At 67.2% G+C, this 14925-nt stretch carries 14 protein-coding genes and 1 riboswitch; of the genes, 9 read left to right on the top strand and 5 right to left on the bottom strand.

From position 1 onward, the window contains the following. The first annotated feature begins 154 nt into the window (after positions 1 to 154). Positions 155 to 337: riboswitch (yybP-ykoY riboswitch) on the top strand. 8 nt (positions 338 to 345) lie between these two features. The 5 genes from ABEA07_RS12475 (at position 346) to ABEA07_RS12455 (ending at position 4094) form a co-directional block, all read left to right on the top strand. Next, a complete protein-coding gene (locus ABEA07_RS12475; protein WP_345538183.1) occupies positions 346 to 912 on the top strand; it encodes a TMEM165/GDT1 family protein in 567 nt (188 codons plus the stop codon). Positions 913 to 1029: 117 nt separating this feature from the next. Beyond that, positions 1030 to 2181 (top strand): homoserine O-succinyltransferase MetX, encoded by a 1152-nt coding sequence (metX, locus tag ABEA07_RS12470; RefSeq protein WP_345538182.1) that lies wholly within the window; start codon positions 1030 to 1032, stop codon positions 2179 to 2181. Next, on the top strand, positions 2181 to 2768 hold the full coding sequence (metW, locus tag ABEA07_RS12465) for a methionine biosynthesis protein MetW (protein ID WP_345538181.1): 588 nt from the start codon (positions 2181 to 2183) through the stop codon (positions 2766 to 2768). Before metX ends, metW begins: the two co-directional genes overlap by 1 nt. A gap of 27 nt (positions 2769 to 2795) precedes the next feature. Further along, entirely contained in the window at positions 2796 to 3383 is a 588-nt protein-coding gene (locus tag ABEA07_RS12460) for an IMPACT family protein (RefSeq protein ID WP_345538180.1), read from the top strand. Positions 3384 to 3569: 186 nt separating this feature from the next. Beyond that, positions 3570 to 4094: a bactofilin family protein gene (locus tag ABEA07_RS12455; protein ID WP_345538179.1), complete on the top strand. Its 525-nt coding sequence runs from the start codon at positions 3570 to 3572 to the stop codon at positions 4092 to 4094. A gap of 16 nt (positions 4095 to 4110) precedes the next feature. On the opposite strand, the gene ABEA07_RS12450 is transcribed toward ABEA07_RS12455, so the two are convergent. After that, positions 4111 to 4932 carry a DUF72 domain-containing protein gene (locus ABEA07_RS12450; RefSeq protein WP_345538177.1) on the bottom strand — a complete coding sequence of 274 codons (822 nt, stop codon included), beginning with the start codon at positions 4930 to 4932 and terminating at the stop codon, positions 4111 to 4113. Between the two features lie 124 nt (positions 4933 to 5056). On the opposite strand from ABEA07_RS12450, the gene ABEA07_RS12445 reads away from it, so the two are divergent. Together ABEA07_RS12445 and ABEA07_RS12440 are read left to right on the top strand one after the other, a co-directional pair. After that, complete coding sequence (locus tag ABEA07_RS12445; protein ID WP_345538176.1) at positions 5057 to 6550, top strand: M20 family metallopeptidase; 1494 nt, start codon at positions 5057 to 5059, stop codon at positions 6548 to 6550. A 2-nt stretch (positions 6551 to 6552) separates the two neighbouring features. Further along, a complete protein-coding gene (locus ABEA07_RS12440) occupies positions 6553 to 7392 on the top strand; it encodes an alpha/beta hydrolase (RefSeq protein WP_345538174.1) in 840 nt (279 codons plus the stop codon). On the opposite strand, the gene ABEA07_RS12435 is transcribed toward ABEA07_RS12440, so the two are convergent. The 4 genes from ABEA07_RS12435 to ABEA07_RS12420 all read right to left on the bottom strand — a co-directional run bounded on the left by ABEA07_RS12435 (position 7389) and on the right by ABEA07_RS12420 (position 10928). Beyond that, on the bottom strand, positions 7389 to 8561 hold the full coding sequence (locus tag ABEA07_RS12435; protein WP_345538173.1) for an MFS transporter: 1173 nt from the start codon (positions 8559 to 8561) through the stop codon (positions 7389 to 7391). The genes ABEA07_RS12440 and ABEA07_RS12435 overlap by 4 nt on opposite strands. A gap of 9 nt (positions 8562 to 8570) precedes the next feature. Further along, positions 8571 to 9017, bottom strand: coding sequence for a YidB family protein (locus ABEA07_RS12430; RefSeq protein ID WP_345538172.1), 447 nt, complete (start codon positions 9015 to 9017; stop codon positions 8571 to 8573). A gap of 82 nt (positions 9018 to 9099) precedes the next feature. Continuing rightward, on the bottom strand, positions 9100 to 9837 hold the full coding sequence (locus tag ABEA07_RS12425) for a 16S rRNA (uracil(1498)-N(3))-methyltransferase (protein ID WP_345538171.1): 738 nt from the start codon (positions 9835 to 9837) through the stop codon (positions 9100 to 9102). Next, entirely contained in the window at positions 9834 to 10928 is a 1095-nt protein-coding gene (locus ABEA07_RS12420) for an aminoglycoside phosphotransferase family protein (protein WP_345538170.1), read from the bottom strand. Before ABEA07_RS12420 ends, ABEA07_RS12425 begins: the two co-directional genes overlap by 4 nt. A gap of 92 nt (positions 10929 to 11020) precedes the next feature. Here ABEA07_RS12420 and ABEA07_RS12415 point away from each other — a divergent pair, with 92 nt between their 5' ends. Both ABEA07_RS12415 and ABEA07_RS12410 read left to right on the top strand, forming a co-directional pair. Further along, complete coding sequence (locus tag ABEA07_RS12415) at positions 11021 to 13501, top strand: LPS-assembly protein LptD (protein WP_345538168.1); 2481 nt, start codon at positions 11021 to 11023, stop codon at positions 13499 to 13501. Positions 13502 to 13512: 11 nt separating this feature from the next. Further along, complete coding sequence (locus ABEA07_RS12410) at positions 13513 to 14919, top strand: peptidylprolyl isomerase (RefSeq protein ID WP_345538167.1); 1407 nt, start codon at positions 13513 to 13515, stop codon at positions 14917 to 14919. The last annotated feature ends 6 nt before the right edge of the window (positions 14920 to 14925 follow it).

Raw genomic sequence — 14925 nt, 5'->3', positions numbered from 1 at the left:
CCGAATTGCCACTCCCCCAGATTGAAGCGAGGCTCGTGCATTATGGGTGAAATGCCTCCAGCGCAAGTAGGAATTTGCCCGCAAGGATCGGGGCCCCGCAAATAATTTGAAAGTTGGTGCACGCTCACTAAGCGAGCCCCCGCGGGGCTACAATCCGCTGGTCATTGGGGAGTAGCCGCCTTCCATCGCGAGAAGGGTGTGCGTCAACAGACTTGTCCGGCTTCGTGCGGGACATGGCGCAGACAGTGTTCCACCTGGCGAGACCTTTGACCGTGCAACTTCGGGTGTGGCCGAAGGTGTTGCACGGTCAATTGCGTTCTCTTCGGCCCAAGGAATCACATTCTCATGGAAGCTTTTCTCGTTGCGACCGGCGTGGTCGCACTCGCCGAAATGGGCGACAAGACCCAGTTGCTCTCGCTTGTGCTCGCGGCGCGCTTTCGCCGGCCCTGGCCGATCGTGCTGGGTATCTTCGCGGCCACCGTCGTCAACCATGCGCTCGCCGGCGCGGTCGGCAACTGGGTCACGCACACGCTGGGTCCCGATGTGCTGCGCTGGATCCTCGGCGGCTCCTTCATCGCGATGGCGCTGTGGATGTTGATCCCCGACAAGCTCGATGACGACGAGCTTCCCAAGGCTTCGCGCTTCGGTGTGTTCGGCACCACGCTCCTTGCGTTCTTCCTGGCCGAGATGGGCGACAAGACGCAGATCGCGACGGTCATGCTGGCCGCGCGTTACGTCGATGCCTATGCCTGGGTCGTGTTCGGCACCACGTTGGGCATGATGCTGGCGAATGCGCCGGTGGTGTGGCTGGGCGAGCGCATCGTCAAGCGCGTTCCCATCAAGTTAGTGCATGGCATCTCGGCCGCCTTGTTCCTGGTGTTGGGTGCAGGCGCGTTGATAGGCTGGTCTTGACCGGCATATACTCGCCGCACGCGCCGATTTGCTCCAGCTTGCGGGCGCTTAACAAATGCTGCTAAAGACGGATGCCCGACCCGGCTCGTTTTTGGCGAGGCCGGGTTTTTCTTTTCCATGTCTCTGGTTGTCTCTTCGCAGTCCATGTCCTTTGCCGGGCCGTTGCCGCTGAGCAGCGGCGCGTCGATTTCCGACTACAGCCTTGCCTACGAGACCTACGGCACGCTAAACAAGCAGCGCAGCAACGCGGTGCTGGTGTGCCATGCGCTGAATGCCTCGCACCACGTGGCCGGTGTCTATGCAGGCCAGGAAAAGTCCGAGGGTTGGTGGGACAACATGATCGGCCCCGGCAAGCCGGTCGATACCGACCGCTTCTTCGTGATCGGCGTCAACAACCTCGGCTCCTGCTTCGGCTCCACGGGCCCGATGCACGCCAATCCCGCAACCGGACGCATCTACGGGGCGGACTTCCCGGTCGTGACGGTCGAGGACTGGGTGCGCGCGCAGGCCGCCTTGCTCGACCGGCTGGGCATCGACACGCTCGCCGCCGTGATGGGCGGCAGCCTGGGCGGCATGCAGGCCCTGTCCTGGACGCTGCAGTACCCCGAGCGCGTGCACCATGCGGTCGTGATCGCCAGCGCGCCCAGCCTGACGGCGCAGAACATCGCTTTCAACGAGGTGGCGCGGCGCGCCATCGTGACGGACCCGGACTTCAACGGCGGCCACTTCTACGAGCATGGTGTGGTGCCCAAGCGGGGCCTGCGCATCGCCCGCATGATCGGCCACATTACCTACCAGAGCGACGACCTGATGAACGAGAAGTTCGGGCGCGCCTTGCGCAGTGCCGTCGGAGGCGACCGGGCAGGCACCGACTTCCTGTATTCGACGCAGGAGGTCGAGTTCCAGATCGAAAGCTATCTGCGCTACAACGGCGACAAGTTCAGCGAGTACTTCGACGCCAACACCTACCTGCTGATCACGCGCGCGCTCGATTATTTCGATCCCGCGCGCGCGCATGGCGGCGACCTGCGTGCCGCTTTGGCGCGTGCCGCCGCCCGCTTCCTGATCGTGAGCTTCACCACCGACTGGCGTTTCGCACCGGCGCGCAGCCGCGAGATCGTGAAGGCACTGCTCGACAACCGCCGCAGCGTGAGCTACGCGGAGATCGACGCCCCGCACGGCCACGACGCCTTCCTGCTGGACGACGTGCGCTACATGAGCGTGGTACGTTCCTACTTCGAGCGCATCGCGCAGCAAGAGGTTGCCTGATGAGCGACGTCGACACCCAGCGCCTGATCGCCCGCCTCGTGCCCGAGGGCTCGCGCGTGCTCGACCTCGGCTGCGGCGATGGCGCCTTGCTCGATCTGCTGCAGCGCGAGCGCGGCTGCAGCGGCTACGGCGTCGAGATCGCGGACGGCAACGTCCTGCAATGCATCCGCCATGGCGTGGACGTGATCCAGCTCAACCTCGACGAAGGACTCGCGATGTTCGACGATGCCTCCTTCGACGTGGTCCTGCAGATCGATACGCTGCAGCACCTGCGCAACGCCGAGGTGATGCTGCGCGAGACGGCGCGCGTCGGCCGCATCGGCATCGTCGCCTTTCCCAACTTCGCGCATTGGCCCAATCGCATCAGCATCGCGCGCGGCCGAATGCCTGTGACGCGCAGTCTGCCCTACCAGTGGTACGACACGCCCAACATCCGCGTGGGCACTTTCAAGGATTTCGAGGTGCTCGCGCGCAAGAACCGCTTGCGTGTGCTGGATGCGTTCGGCCTGCAGAACGGCGCCGAGGTGCGATGGCTGCCGAACGCGCGCGCTGCCACGGCCGTGTTCAAGTTCGAGCGAGAGCGCTGAGCAGGATTCGAGCATTCGTCGCACGCGATGGCCTTCACCCTCGCATCGCCCCAGCACAGCGAGCTGCTGATCAAGAAGAGCCGCTTCATCGGGTGCGTGCAGCCCGTGGCCGATCGCACGGCGGCCGAGGCCGTCGTCGAAGGGCTGCGGCGCGCGCATCCCACCGCCGCGCATGTCTGCTGGGCGCTGATGGCCGGGGGCCAATCGGCCGCCAATGACGATGGCGAGCCCGGTGGCACCGCGGGCCGTCCCATGCTGGAGGTGCTGCGGCACCATGAACTCCAAGGCGCGCTCGCCACCGTGGTCCGCTATTTCGGCGGCGTCAAGCTGGGTGCCGGCGGGCTGATGCGCGCGTACACCGAATGCATAGCGCAGGCGCTGTCCGGCGCGACGCTGGTGCCCCAGGTGCGGCAATGCCGGCTGTACTGCGCCGTGCCCTACGCGCTCGAAGGCTTCGTGCGTCGCGAAGTCGCTGCGATCGGCGCCACGCTCGAAGAGGTACAGCACGAAAGCCTCGTCCGGTTCTCGCTGTCCCTGCCCGAGGCCGCGGCAGCGGGATTCATCGCGCGCATCGACGATGCTGCACAAGGTCGCGCCGTCTGGCAGAGAGGCTGATCCGGCGTTGGCGAGTCGTGCAAAGCCCCTGGAGAGTAGGCCTCGAGCGAGCGCCATCGAAGGCCAAGCGAAGTCGAAAGTTCAAAGGAAACGGGTGTAAGACGTAACTGGTTACGCTTCTTGCGCAATGAAGTGCCGAGAGCCTGAAGGGCGTTCTTACGATGCTCCTTTTTGAGGAGCTTCCCATTGGCAACACAGTCCCCCTTCTTCGGCAAGCGTGAACGCGACGCCGATTCCCTCACCTCTCGTCCCGCGCCGCTGATGGGTTCCGGAACCAATCTCTCGGGCACGCCGGTCACGCCGTCGGGTCTGTCTGCGCAAACGTCGAGTGCGGCGGCAAAGGAAGGCGGCAGCAAACTCACCGTCGGCCCCAACATCAAGCTCAAGGGCGTCGAAATCACGGACTGCGACACGCTCGTGGTCGAAGGCCTGGTCGAGGCGACGATGGACTCGCGCGTGATGCAGATCGCCGAGCAGGGCGCCTTCAAAGGCTCGGCCGAGATCGACATCGCGGAGATCCGCGGACTGTTCGACGGCAGTCTCACGGTGCGCGAAAAGCTCGTCATCCATTCCACCGGCAAGGTCACCGGCAAGATCCGCTACGGCAAGATCGTGATCGAGGAAGGCGGCCAACTCTCCGGCGAGATCACTTTCGGCACCTCGGCCGGCAGCAGCAGCGCCACCAAGCCCGCGCTGCAGGCCGCAGCCTGAGGCCGCGCAGGCTCGCTCAGGCGAGCCGCTGGATCAAGGCACCGGCCGCGGCCGGTGCCTTTTCTTTTGCGCCGTTGATGAAGTAGATGTAGACCTCGCGAGTGGTCTTCTTGCCTTTCGCGCCCTGCTCGACATAGGGCAAGGTCTCGGGCAGGCCGCCCGCGGTCCAGGTCTTGCACGCGGCGGCCCAGGCGTCCAGCGCCTGGGGTGCATACCCCGCTTTCTGCTTCGCATCGCTCATCATCAGCCGCGCATAGACGAAGTCGGCCGTCAGGTCGGCGAAGGAAGGAAACTTGTCGGCATCGGTGAAGACCGTGGCCGACCGGTACTTGCGCGCCAGCGCCAGATAGGCCGGTGTCATGAAGCTGGGATGCCGCACGTCCAGCACGTGGCGCAGCGTGCGACTGCCCTCCTTCTTCGGCAGCAGCGACAGGAAGGCCTCGAAGTCCTCGGGATCGAAGGCCTTCGTCGGCATGAACTGCCACACGATCGGGCCGAGCTTGTCGCCCAACTCGGTGATGCCGCTTTCGACGAAGCGCGCGATCGATTCGCCGGCCGTCGACAGCTGCTTGCGGTTGGTCGCGAAACGCGAAGCCTTGAGTGAGAACACGAAGTCCTCCGGCGTTTCGTCGTGCCACTTCTTGAAGGTCGGCGGCTTGAAGCTGCTGTAGTAGGTGCCATTGACCTCGATCGCGGTCACCTGGCGACTGGCGTAATGCAGTTCCTGGCTGTGCGGCAGTCCGGCGGGATAGAAGTTGTCGCGCCAGGGCTCATAGGTCCAGCCGCCGACGCCGACCCGCACGCGCTTGTGTTTGTTCTTCCCGTTGCTGCTGCTCAAGATCTGCCCCCGATCCGGTTGCCACTTCGAAGCCGGCAGAGATTAGCCCAAAGGCCTGCGGTCTGCGCGGCATGCGCCCATAATCCGCGGGATCCCTCGCCAGTTCCGTCACGCGGAGAACCCCATGAACGCTCCCCTGCATCGCGAAATGCCCGCCGGCCTGCTCGATCCGGCGCGCGCCCTGTCCGACGTCACCGCGAAGTGGGACCAGGACATCGTCCACCAGCTCACCGACTACATCACCATTCCCGCCAAGTCGCCTGGCTTCGACCAGGACTGGGTCAGGAACGGTTACCTCGACACCGTGCTGCGCAATGCGGCGAGCTGGGTCGACGCGCAGAAGGTCGAAGGGCTGAAGCTCGAGATCGTGCGACTCGAGGGCCGCACGCCGGTGCTCTTCTTCGAGGTGCCGGCCACCGGGACCGACATGAAGGAGACCGTGCTGATGTACGGCCACCTCGACAAGCAGCCCGAGTTCACGGGCTGGCGCAGCGACCTCGGCCCGTGGACCCCCAAGTACGAGGACGGCCTGCTCTATGGCCGCGGCGGCGCCGACGACGGCTACGCGGTGTATGCAAGCGTCGCTGCGCTGCAGGCGCTCAAGGCGCAGGGCGCGGCGCATCCCCGCGTGGTCGGGCTGATCGAGACTTGCGAGGAATCGGGCTCCTACGACCTGCTGCCCTACATCGATGTACTTCGTCCGCGTCTTGGCGAAGTGGGGCTCGTGGTCTGCCTCGATTCCGGCGCCGGCAACTATGACCAACTGTGGCTCACCACCTCCCTGCGCGGCATGGCGAGCGGGACGCTGAAGGTCGAGATCCTCACGGAAGGCGTGCACTCCGGCGATGCCTCGGGCCTGGTGCCCTCGAGCTTCCGCATCATGCGCCAGGTGCTCGATCGGCTGGAAGATTCGAAGACCGGGCGACTGCTGCCCGAGAGCTTCCACTGTGAAATCCCCGCCGACAGGCTGGTCCAGGCGCAGGCCACGGCCGCCATCCTCGGCGACGAGGTCTACAAGCGTTTCCCCTGGGCCCACTACGACTGCGGCGGCGCGACCACCTTCGCGTTGCCGACCACCAGCGATCCGGTGGAGGCGCTGATCAACCGCACCTGGCGGCCCACGCTCTCCGTCACGGGTGCGGAAGGCTTTCCCGCGCTGAAGGACGCCGGCAACGTGCTGCGCCCCTATACCGCCTTCAAGCTCTCGCTGCGCCTGCCGCCGCTGGTCGACGCCGACCAGGCCGTGCAGCGGCTCAAGACCCTGCTCGAGGACAACGCGCCCTACCAGGCCAAGGTCACCTTCGAGAGCCACGGCGGCGCCACCGGCTGGAACGCGCCTTCCACCGCGCCCTGGTTCGAGCGCGCGCTCAATGCCGCTTCCCAGGCGCACTTCGGCGCGGGCTGCGGCTACATCGGCCAGGGCGGCACCATCCCGCTGATGAGCATGCTGAGCGCGGGCTTCCCGAAGGCGCAGATGATGGTCTGCGGCGTGCTCGGCCCCAAGAGCAATGCGCACGGCCCCAACGAGTTCCTTCACGTGCCCTATGCGAAGAAGCTCACCGCGGCCGTGGCCGAGGTGATCGCGGCCTTGCCGGCCGCGCACGCCGCGGGCGCCTGACGGTGAGCCTGGCCGACGTGCCCTTGCGCACGCCGGACGGCGAAACGCTGGCCCTCCACGAATGGCCGCTCGCGCCGGGCGATGCCGCGCGCGCCGTCGTCGTGCTGGTGCATGGCATCGGCGAGCATGCGGGCCGATACGCGCACGTCGCGGCGCGCCTCAACGACTGGGGCTTCGCGGCTCGCGCCGCGGATCACTACGGGCACGGCGCATCCACCGGCCCGCGCGGCGGCTTGCCCAGCGTCATGCGACTGGTCGACGACCTGGCGCTTGTCGTGGACGACACGCGCCGCCGGTTCGAGAGCCTGCCGCTGGTCCTCCTGGGCCACAGCCTCGGCGGACTGGTCTCTGCCAGTTTCGTGGCACGCGCCGTCCGTCCCGTCGATGCGCTGGTGATGTCTTCGCCGGCCCTGGACCCCGGGCTCAGCCTGTTCCATCAAGGCCTGATCGCCGGATTGTCACGTGTGGCGCCGACGGTGCGCGTCGGCAATGGCCTGGACGAACGCTATCTCTCGCATGATCCGTCCGTTGTGCGTGCCTACCGCGACGACCCGCTGTGCCATGACCGCATCGGTGCACGGCTGGCCCGCTTCCTGGCCGACGAGGGTGCGGTCGTGCAGTCCGCTGCGCCGAATTGGCGGGTGCCCACGTTGCTGATCTACGCGGGCGACGATCGCTTGGTGAAGCCCGAGGGCAGTCGCCGCTTCGCCGAGGCTGCGCCGGTCACGGTCTTGAGTGCCACCTGCTTTCCGGCGCTCTACCACGAGATCTTCAACGAGCTGGACGCGCTGCCCGTTTTCGACACGCTCGGGCGCTGGCTCGACGACCGCTTTGCGCCTTAGACGGCTGCGGCGCGCGCGCGCGAGCGCCGCGCCAGCCACAGCAGACCTGCACCGGTCAGCAGCACCGGGACCAGCGAGCCGATGTTCAACAGCTGCCAGCCCTGCGTCGTGACCAGCACGCCCGAGGCGAAGGAAGTCAGGGCCAGCGTCGCGAACACGCAGAAGTTGAGCGCGCCCTGCGCGCGGTCCTTCTCTTCGGCCGTGTAGGCCGAGAGCGAGAGCGTGGTGCTGCCGGTGAACAGGAAATTCCAACCCACGCCCAACAGGAACAGCGCGACCAGGAAGTGATGCAAATCCACGCCCGCGAGGGCCACGGCGATGCAGCCCAGGTTGAGCACCAGACCCGCCCCCATCACCGGCAGCGCGCCGAAGCGGCGGATCAAGTGGCCAGTGAAGAAGCCCGGCGCGAACATGCCGATCACATGCCACTCGAGGACCAGCGCCACGTCATTGAAAGGCAGGCTGCACACCTGCATCGCGATCGGCGTCGCCGCCATGAGCAGGTTCATCACGCCGAAGCCCAGCGCACCGGCCAGCGCTGCGACGATGAAGACCGGCTGGCGCGCAATCTCGCCCAGCGGCCGTCCGGCGTCCACCGCATGCCTCGCGGCGGGGGCCGGAAATTCGATGAAGTGCATCAACACCATGGCCACCAGAGCGACCGCGGCCAGCGCCATGTACACGCCAGCGAAGGGCACCGCAAACCAGTTGCGCGTCAGCGCCGCCAGGTTCGGGCCGGCGACCGCGCCGATGAGCCCGCCGGCCATCACCAGGGAAACCGCCTTCTCGCGCCAGGCCGGCGCGGCCAGTTCTGCGGCGGCAAAGCGATAGAGGCTGGCATTCGCGTTGTAGTAGCCGGCCACCAGCGTCGCGGCGCACAGCAGCCAGAAGTCTTGCCGGAGGGCGGCCTGCGCGCACACCAGGGCGGACCCCAATGCCACGGCCAGCCCGATCTGGAAAGAGCGGCGGCGCCCGAAGCGCTGCTGCGCGCGCGCGACCAACCCGGTGGACAGCGCACCGCCGACCACGTAGCCCATCACGGGCAGCGTGGCCATCCAGCCGCGTGGCGCGAGCGCCAGACCGACCAGACCGTTGATCGCGATGAAGGCGACGTTGTTGGTCAGGAACAGGCCCTGGCAGGCCGCCAGCAGCCAGAGATGGCGGTTCATCGAGGAGCTCTAACCCTTCTGCAGCAGGCTGGACAGCGAACCGAGCAGTTCGTCCCGATTGCCCAGGCCCTCGGAGGGCGCCTGACCGCGGGGCGTGAGCTGGTCGATCAGCGTGGGCAGCAGCGCGGCCAGCATCGGCAGCAGCGCGCCGGCGTGGACGCCCAGCTTCTGCGAAAGGTGGGAGATCACGTCGCCACCCAGCACGTCCTGCAACTGGCCGCCCGAGATCGGCGCGTTCTGACCCGAGCCGATCCACGAGCCGATCACATCACCCATGCCGGCTTGCTCGAACTTCGAAATCAGTCCGCCGAGCCCGCCCACCTCGCCGTTGTTGGCGAGCAGGCCCCCGAGCGCGCCGGCGAGATTGCCGAGGTCACCGAGGCTGCCTGACGGTGCTTGCTGCTGCGCCTGAACACCGCCGAGCACTTGTCCGAGTACCGAATCGAGCAATCCCATGATGGAGTCCTGAAGTGAGGGGATGGGAACGAGCCGACTGCTGCGTCAGCCGCGGCGGGCGCGTGAAGAAAGGGCATTCTGATCACGTTGACGTCAACAGCGCAAGCGCAGCCAATGCGGCAGTTTCGGCGCGCAGCACGCGCGGGCCGAGTGTGCGAGGGGCAAAGCCGCGGGCGATCGCCTCGCGCTCCTCGGCGGCGCCGAGGCCACCCTCGGGGCCGCTGAGCACGCAGGCCCCGTGCAGCTTCGTGGCGTCGGAGGCATGGGATGCATCGGTGCGCAGTGCGTGCGCGCCGTCAGCCAGGCTCAGCACGAAGCGCTCGGCCTCCTCGATCGAGGGGGCGTCGATCCAGGTCGCGAAGGGGCGCACCGGATGCACCAGCGGCACGCGGTTGCGGCCGCACTGCTCGCAGGCCGAGACGGCGATCGCTTGCCAGTGCGCACGCTTCTTCTCGGCGCGCTCGCCCGCCAGGCGCAGCACACCGTGCGCGGTGATCAGCGGATGGATGCTGGCGACGCCGAGTTCGGTCGCTTTTTCCACCAGCCAATCCATGCGCTCGTTGGCGGGCATGCCCACTGCGAGGTGAACGGCGCGCGGCGCCTCTCGCTCGATCGCCGAATGCTGACCGACCCGGACCGTCACCTCGCTGCGGCCCATGCGCTCGATGGTGCCGTCCCATTCGCCGCCGCTGCCGTCGAACAGCGTGAGCCCATCGCCCGGCTGCATTCGCAGCACCTGCACATGGCGTGCGGCGCCTGCCGGCAGTGCCAGCGTACGCTGTGCCGCCAAGGGGGCGATGCAGTAAAAGCGCGGCCTCACACTCGCCCGTAAGCGAAGCCGGTGACCGGCTCGGTGCCCTCGATCTCGTCGATCGCGCGCAGGAGCGGTGCCAACTCACGGTAGCGACCGGCGGTGGCGCGGATGTAGGTGATGAAGCGCGGCGCGTCGGCCAGATAGCGCGGCTTGCCGTCGCGCAGCGTGAGCCGCGCGAAGATGCCGGCCACCTTGAGATGGCGCTGCAGGCCCATCCATTCGACCGCGCGATAGAAGGCACCGAAGTCCTCGTCCACCGGCAGCCCCGCCTTGCGCGCCTTTTCCCAATAGCGCACCGTGGCGTCGATCACGACTTCTTCGTCCCAGCTGAGGAAGGCATCGCGCATCAGGCTGGCGATGTCGTAGGTGATGGGGCCGTACACGGCGTCCTGGAAGTCCAGCACACCCAGTGCCGGGCCGCCGGTGATCATCAGGTTGCGCGGCATGAAGTCGCGATGCACGTAGACGCTGGGCGCAGCCAGGTTGTTCTCCACGATCACCTGGAAGCTGCGCTGCAGCCGATCGGCGAGTGGGCCTTCCACGCGCAGGCCCCGATGCCGGGCGACGTACCAGTCGGGAAACAGGGCGAGTTCACGCTCGAGCAGCGCGCGGTCGTAGGCGGGCAGGACGGCGGGCTTGGAGGCGAGCTGCCAGCGGACCAGGGCGTCGATCGCCTGGTCGTAAAGCGGGCGTGCGGCGGGGGGATCCATCGGGTCGATCACCTCCAGCATGGTCCGGTGGCCGAGGTCGTCGAGCAGCAGGAAGCCCTGCGCTTCGTCCCACTCGAGCACCTGTGGCACCACCAGCCCGGCCTCGCGCATCAGCCTGGCGACTCGGACGAACGGGGTGCTGTCTTCCCTGGCTGGCGGCGCATCCATGATGATGCGCGTGCCCGCCGGGCCGTTCGTGTCGACGCGGAAGTAGCGCCGGAAGCTGGCGTCGGCCGAAGCCGGGCGCACCGTTGCAGGATTCAACTGGTGGCGAGGCCCGACGGCGGCCAGCCATTGCGCGAAGGCGCGGGCGCGCTCCGGGTCGCTCCAGCTGATCGGGGGATTGGGCGTCGCGGCGCCGCTGTCCGGAGGCGAGGAGGCTGTCATGGATAATTGATTCTACAAATCTGCCCGGCGCGGATTCCCCAATTCCCAGCCATCCGGCGACCTTCCCCCAAGAGATCTCCTTTTGCGTACCGATGCCTGACCTGACCCGAGCTGACTGGCGCCGGTGCCGCCCGCCCCTGCCGTTGGCCGTGCTGACGCTCGCGCTGCTGCAAGCACAGGGGGCGTCGGCACAAGACACGGGCCTGGACGCGCCCATCACCCTCAAGCGGACGCCGCAGCTTCTGGAAACGATCCCGAAGGCGCAGCGCGGCGAACTGCCGAGCTTCGTCGACGGCGACCGCATATCCGGCCGCCCGGATCTCGAAACGGTGGTCGAGGGCCGAGCCTCGCTGCGCCGGGGCGACGTGGTGATCCATGCCGACCGGCTCGAGTACTACCAGCCCGAGGATCTGGCCAAGGCCACCGGCAACGTGCGGGTCAACCAGGCCGGCAACGTCTACGAAGGGCCCGAGCTGCAGCTCAAGCTCGAGACCTTCGAGGGCTTCTTCAACAACGCGCGCTATCAACTGCTGGCCTCCGGCGGACACGGCGACGCCGAGCGCATCGATTTCGTCGACAGCAATGTCTCCGTCGCCCGGCGCGGCACCTACACCACCTGCCGGCGCGAGGACTACCCCGGCTGGATGCCCGCCTGGATGCTCAGCGCCGCCACGCTGACCACCGACACCGAGGAAAACGTCGGCGTCGCGACCGATGCACGGCTGAGCTTCATGGGCATCAGCACGCCACCCTTTCCCTCGCTGAGCTTTCCGCTGGGCAACGAACGCAAGAGCGGCTTCCTGCCGCCGACCATCGGTGTCGGCAACCTCAACGGCGTGGACGTCACCGTCCCGTACTACTGGAACATCGCGCCGAATCGCGATGCGACTTTCTATCCGGAGCTGATGACCAAGCGTGGGCTCAACGTCGGCACCGAGTTCCGGTATCTGGAGAAGGAGTACAACGGCACGATCCGGCTGGACCTGATGGGCAGTGATCGCCTGGTGGGCGACCGCTACGACGAGAAGGTCGCCAACCAGATGCAGCAGTTGGCGAATGGCGAGATCGGCGTCGGCGACCTCGACCTGCGGCGTCCGAAATCGAGACGCTGGGGTCTTTGGGCCAACCATCAGCAGCAGTTCGACGCCAAGGCCCTCGGGCTCGACTCGCTGACGGCCAACATCGTCGTTAACCGCGTCAGCGACAACGACTACTGGCGCGATTTCACGCGCACGCCCTCGCTCACGCAGCGGCTGTTGTCGAACGACGCCTCGCTCAATTGGGGCAAGGGCGATTGGAGCGGCATGGTGCGTGCGCTCAAATACCAGACCCTCCAGTACGACCTGGCGCCGATCCTGCCGCCCTACGACCGGTTGCCGCAGATCACCGCCAACTACGACAAGTACGACTGGAAGGGTTTCGACGTCTCGCTCAAGACCGACTACTCGCGCTTCCGGGCCGACCCGGTGCAGCAGCGGCAGCCCAACGGTGAACGCGCCTTCGCGCAGGCGTCGATCAGCCGGCCTTTCCTCACGCCCGGCACCTACGTCATCCCCAAGCTGCAACTGCATGCGAGCAGCTACCAGTTCGAGGCGCCCCTCGCCAACGGCGCGACCTCCGCCAGCCGCACAGTGCCGACCTTCAGCCTCGACAGCGGCATGATCTTCGAGCGCGACGCCAACTACTTCGGCCGCTCCTTCCGCCAGACGCTGGAGCCGCGCGCTTTCTACGTCTACACGCCCTACCGCGATCAGAGCCTGCTGCCGAACTACGACTCGGCGGCCAACGATTTCAACTTCGCGACCGTCTACACCGAGAACGCCTTCTCCGGCCATGACCGCATTTCCGACAGCAACACGCTGACGGTGGGCGTGACCTCGCGCCTCATCGATCCCGACAGCGGCGCCGAGGCGGCGCGCTTCGGCATCGCGCAGCGGCTGCGCTTCAAGGACCAGCGCGTCACGCTGCCGGGCCTCCCACCGGTGACCGACCGCGTGAGCGACCTGCTGCTCGGCGCCCAGATCAACTGGACACCGCAGTGGAGCTTCGACGGCACGGTGCAGTACAACCCCGACGACCACAAGTCGACCCGAACCGCGCTGAGCGCGCGCTACAACCCGGGCCCCTACCGCAGCGTCTCGGCAGCCTATCGCTTCCAGGCCAACAGCACGCCGACCGTCAACGACGGGAACAAGTCGATCGATGTGAGCTGGCAGTGGCCGCTCAACGATCTCTGGGGCGACAAGGGCAAGGACCTCGGCCCCGGCCGCGGGCAGGGCGGCGGACGCTGGTATGCAGTGGGCCGTTTGAACTACAGCCTGCAAGACCGCAAGCTCACCGATGGCGTGCTGGGCGTCGAGTACGACGGCTGCTGCTGGATCGGCCGCATCGTGCTCGAGCGCCTCACCACGGGGCAGGCCACGCCGAACACGCGACTCATGTTCCAGATCGAGTTCGTCGGTTTCGCCGCCATCGGGTCCAGCCCCATGCGCACGCTCACCCAGAACATCCAGCGCTACCAGCCCCTGCGGCAGCCCTACCCGGCACCCAGCCGCTTCACCAACTACGACTGAGTTTCCTTGCCATGAACCACATCCGCTCCATCCTCACCCTGGCGTGCCTCGCGACGCTGGCCGCGGCGGCCGGTGCGCAGGGACTGGGCTCGCGCCCCGGCATCGGCATCACGGACATCATGCGCGCGGGCCCACGCCTGGCGCCGCCTGCGCCGCGCCCCGCCGCGCCGCCTGCACCGCCGGTGCAGCGCGCTGCCGAGTACATCGTGGCGCTGGTCAACTCGGAACCCATCACCAACACCGAAGTGCAGTCGCGGGTCGAGCGTCTGCTCAAGGAAAATGCCGAGGCGCAGCGCGTGCCGAGAGCGGAGCTGACGCGGCTGGTCCTCGAGCGCCTCATCTCGGAGCGCACGCAGTTGCAGGCCGCCAAGGACGCCGGCATCAAGGTCGACGAGGTGGCGATCGACCAGGCCGAGCAGACGGTGGCCCGCCAGAACCAGATCAGCCTGACCGAGCTGCGCAGCCGCGTTGCGGCCGAGGGCATTTCGCAGCAGGCCTTCCGCAACGACCTGCGCGACCAGCTGTATCTCACGCGCGTACGCGACCGTGAAGTCGAGAACAAGGTCAAGGTCAGCGACATCGAGGTCGACCAGTTCCTGCGCGAACAGCGCAACGGCGCGAACAATGCGATCGCGCCCGACATCAACCTCGCGCAGGTGCTGGTGGCGGTGCCCGAGACCGCCACCGAGGCGCAGATCGCCACTCTGCAGCAGCGCGCCCAGAGCATTGCACAGCGCGCGCGTGCCGGCGAAGACTTCGCCAAGCTGGCGCAGGAACTCTCCGATTCGCCTGACCGCGTCAATGGCGGCGCCCTGGGCATGCGCAGCGCCGACCGCTATCCCAGCCTGTTCGTCGAGGCGACGCAGTCGACTGCGGTCAACGGCATCGCCGGGCCGATCCGCTCGGGGGCCGGCTTCCACGTACTGAAGGTGCTGGCCAGGAGCCAGCCCGGCGCGGCCGATGCGGTGGTCACGCAGACCCAGGTGCGCCACATCCTGCTGCGCACCGATGCCAAGCGCACCACGGCCCAGGCCGTGGCCCAGCTGGCCGAGTTCAAGGACCGCATCCAACGAGGCACGGCCGACTTTGCCGGCCTGGCGCGCGACAACTCGCAGGATGCGAGCGCGAAGGAAGGCGGCGACCTCGGCTGGTCACGTCCCGGCCAGTTCGTGCCGGAGTTCGAGGAAGCGATGAACCGGCTCGCGCCCGGGCAGATCAGCGAACCGGTCGTGTCCCGCTTCGGTGTGCACCTGATCCAGGTCGTGGGGCGGCGCGACGCCAAGCTGAGCCAGTCCGAGCAGCGTGAAGTTGCGCGAGCGGCGCTGCGCGAAAAGAAACTCGAGGAGGCCTACGAGACCTGGGCGCAGGAACTGCGCGCGCGCGCCTACGTCGAGTATCGCGAAGCGCCCCAATCTTGATGGCAA

The sequence above is a fragment of the Variovorax defluvii genome (assembly GCF_039541515.1).
Classification (GTDB): domain Bacteria; phylum Pseudomonadota; class Gammaproteobacteria; order Burkholderiales; family Burkholderiaceae_C; genus Variovorax; species Variovorax defluvii.
This window is presented reverse-complemented; position numbering and strand designations above follow the sequence as displayed.

What these genes read in the sequence shown, in the direction of transcription:
- metX (WP_345538182.1), top strand. Translation starts at nt 1,030, where the DNA reads ATGTCTCTGGTTGTCTCTTCGCAGTCCATGTCCTTTGCCGGGCCGTTG.
- ABEA07_RS12430 (WP_345538172.1), bottom strand. Translation starts at nt 9,017, where the DNA reads ATGGGATTGCTCGATTCGGTACTCGGACAAGTGCTCGGCGGTGTTCAG.
- ABEA07_RS12410 (WP_345538167.1), top strand. Translation starts at nt 13,513, where the DNA reads ATGAACCACATCCGCTCCATCCTCACCCTGGCGTGCCTCGCGACGCTG.
- metW (WP_345538181.1), top strand. Translation starts at nt 2,181, where the DNA reads ATGAGCGACGTCGACACCCAGCGCCTGATCGCCCGCCTCGTGCCCGAG.
- ABEA07_RS12415 (WP_345538168.1), top strand. Translation starts at nt 11,021, where the DNA reads ATGCCTGACCTGACCCGAGCTGACTGGCGCCGGTGCCGCCCGCCCCTG.
- ABEA07_RS12420 (WP_345538170.1), bottom strand. Translation starts at nt 10,928, where the DNA reads ATGACAGCCTCCTCGCCTCCGGACAGCGGCGCCGCGACGCCCAATCCC.
- ABEA07_RS12445 (WP_345538176.1), top strand. Translation starts at nt 5,057, where the DNA reads ATGAACGCTCCCCTGCATCGCGAAATGCCCGCCGGCCTGCTCGATCCG.
- ABEA07_RS12460 (WP_345538180.1), top strand. Translation starts at nt 2,796, where the DNA reads ATGGCCTTCACCCTCGCATCGCCCCAGCACAGCGAGCTGCTGATCAAG.
- ABEA07_RS12435 (WP_345538173.1), bottom strand. Translation starts at nt 8,561, where the DNA reads ATGAACCGCCATCTCTGGCTGCTGGCGGCCTGCCAGGGCCTGTTCCTG.
- ABEA07_RS12475 (WP_345538183.1), top strand. Translation starts at nt 346, where the DNA reads ATGGAAGCTTTTCTCGTTGCGACCGGCGTGGTCGCACTCGCCGAAATG.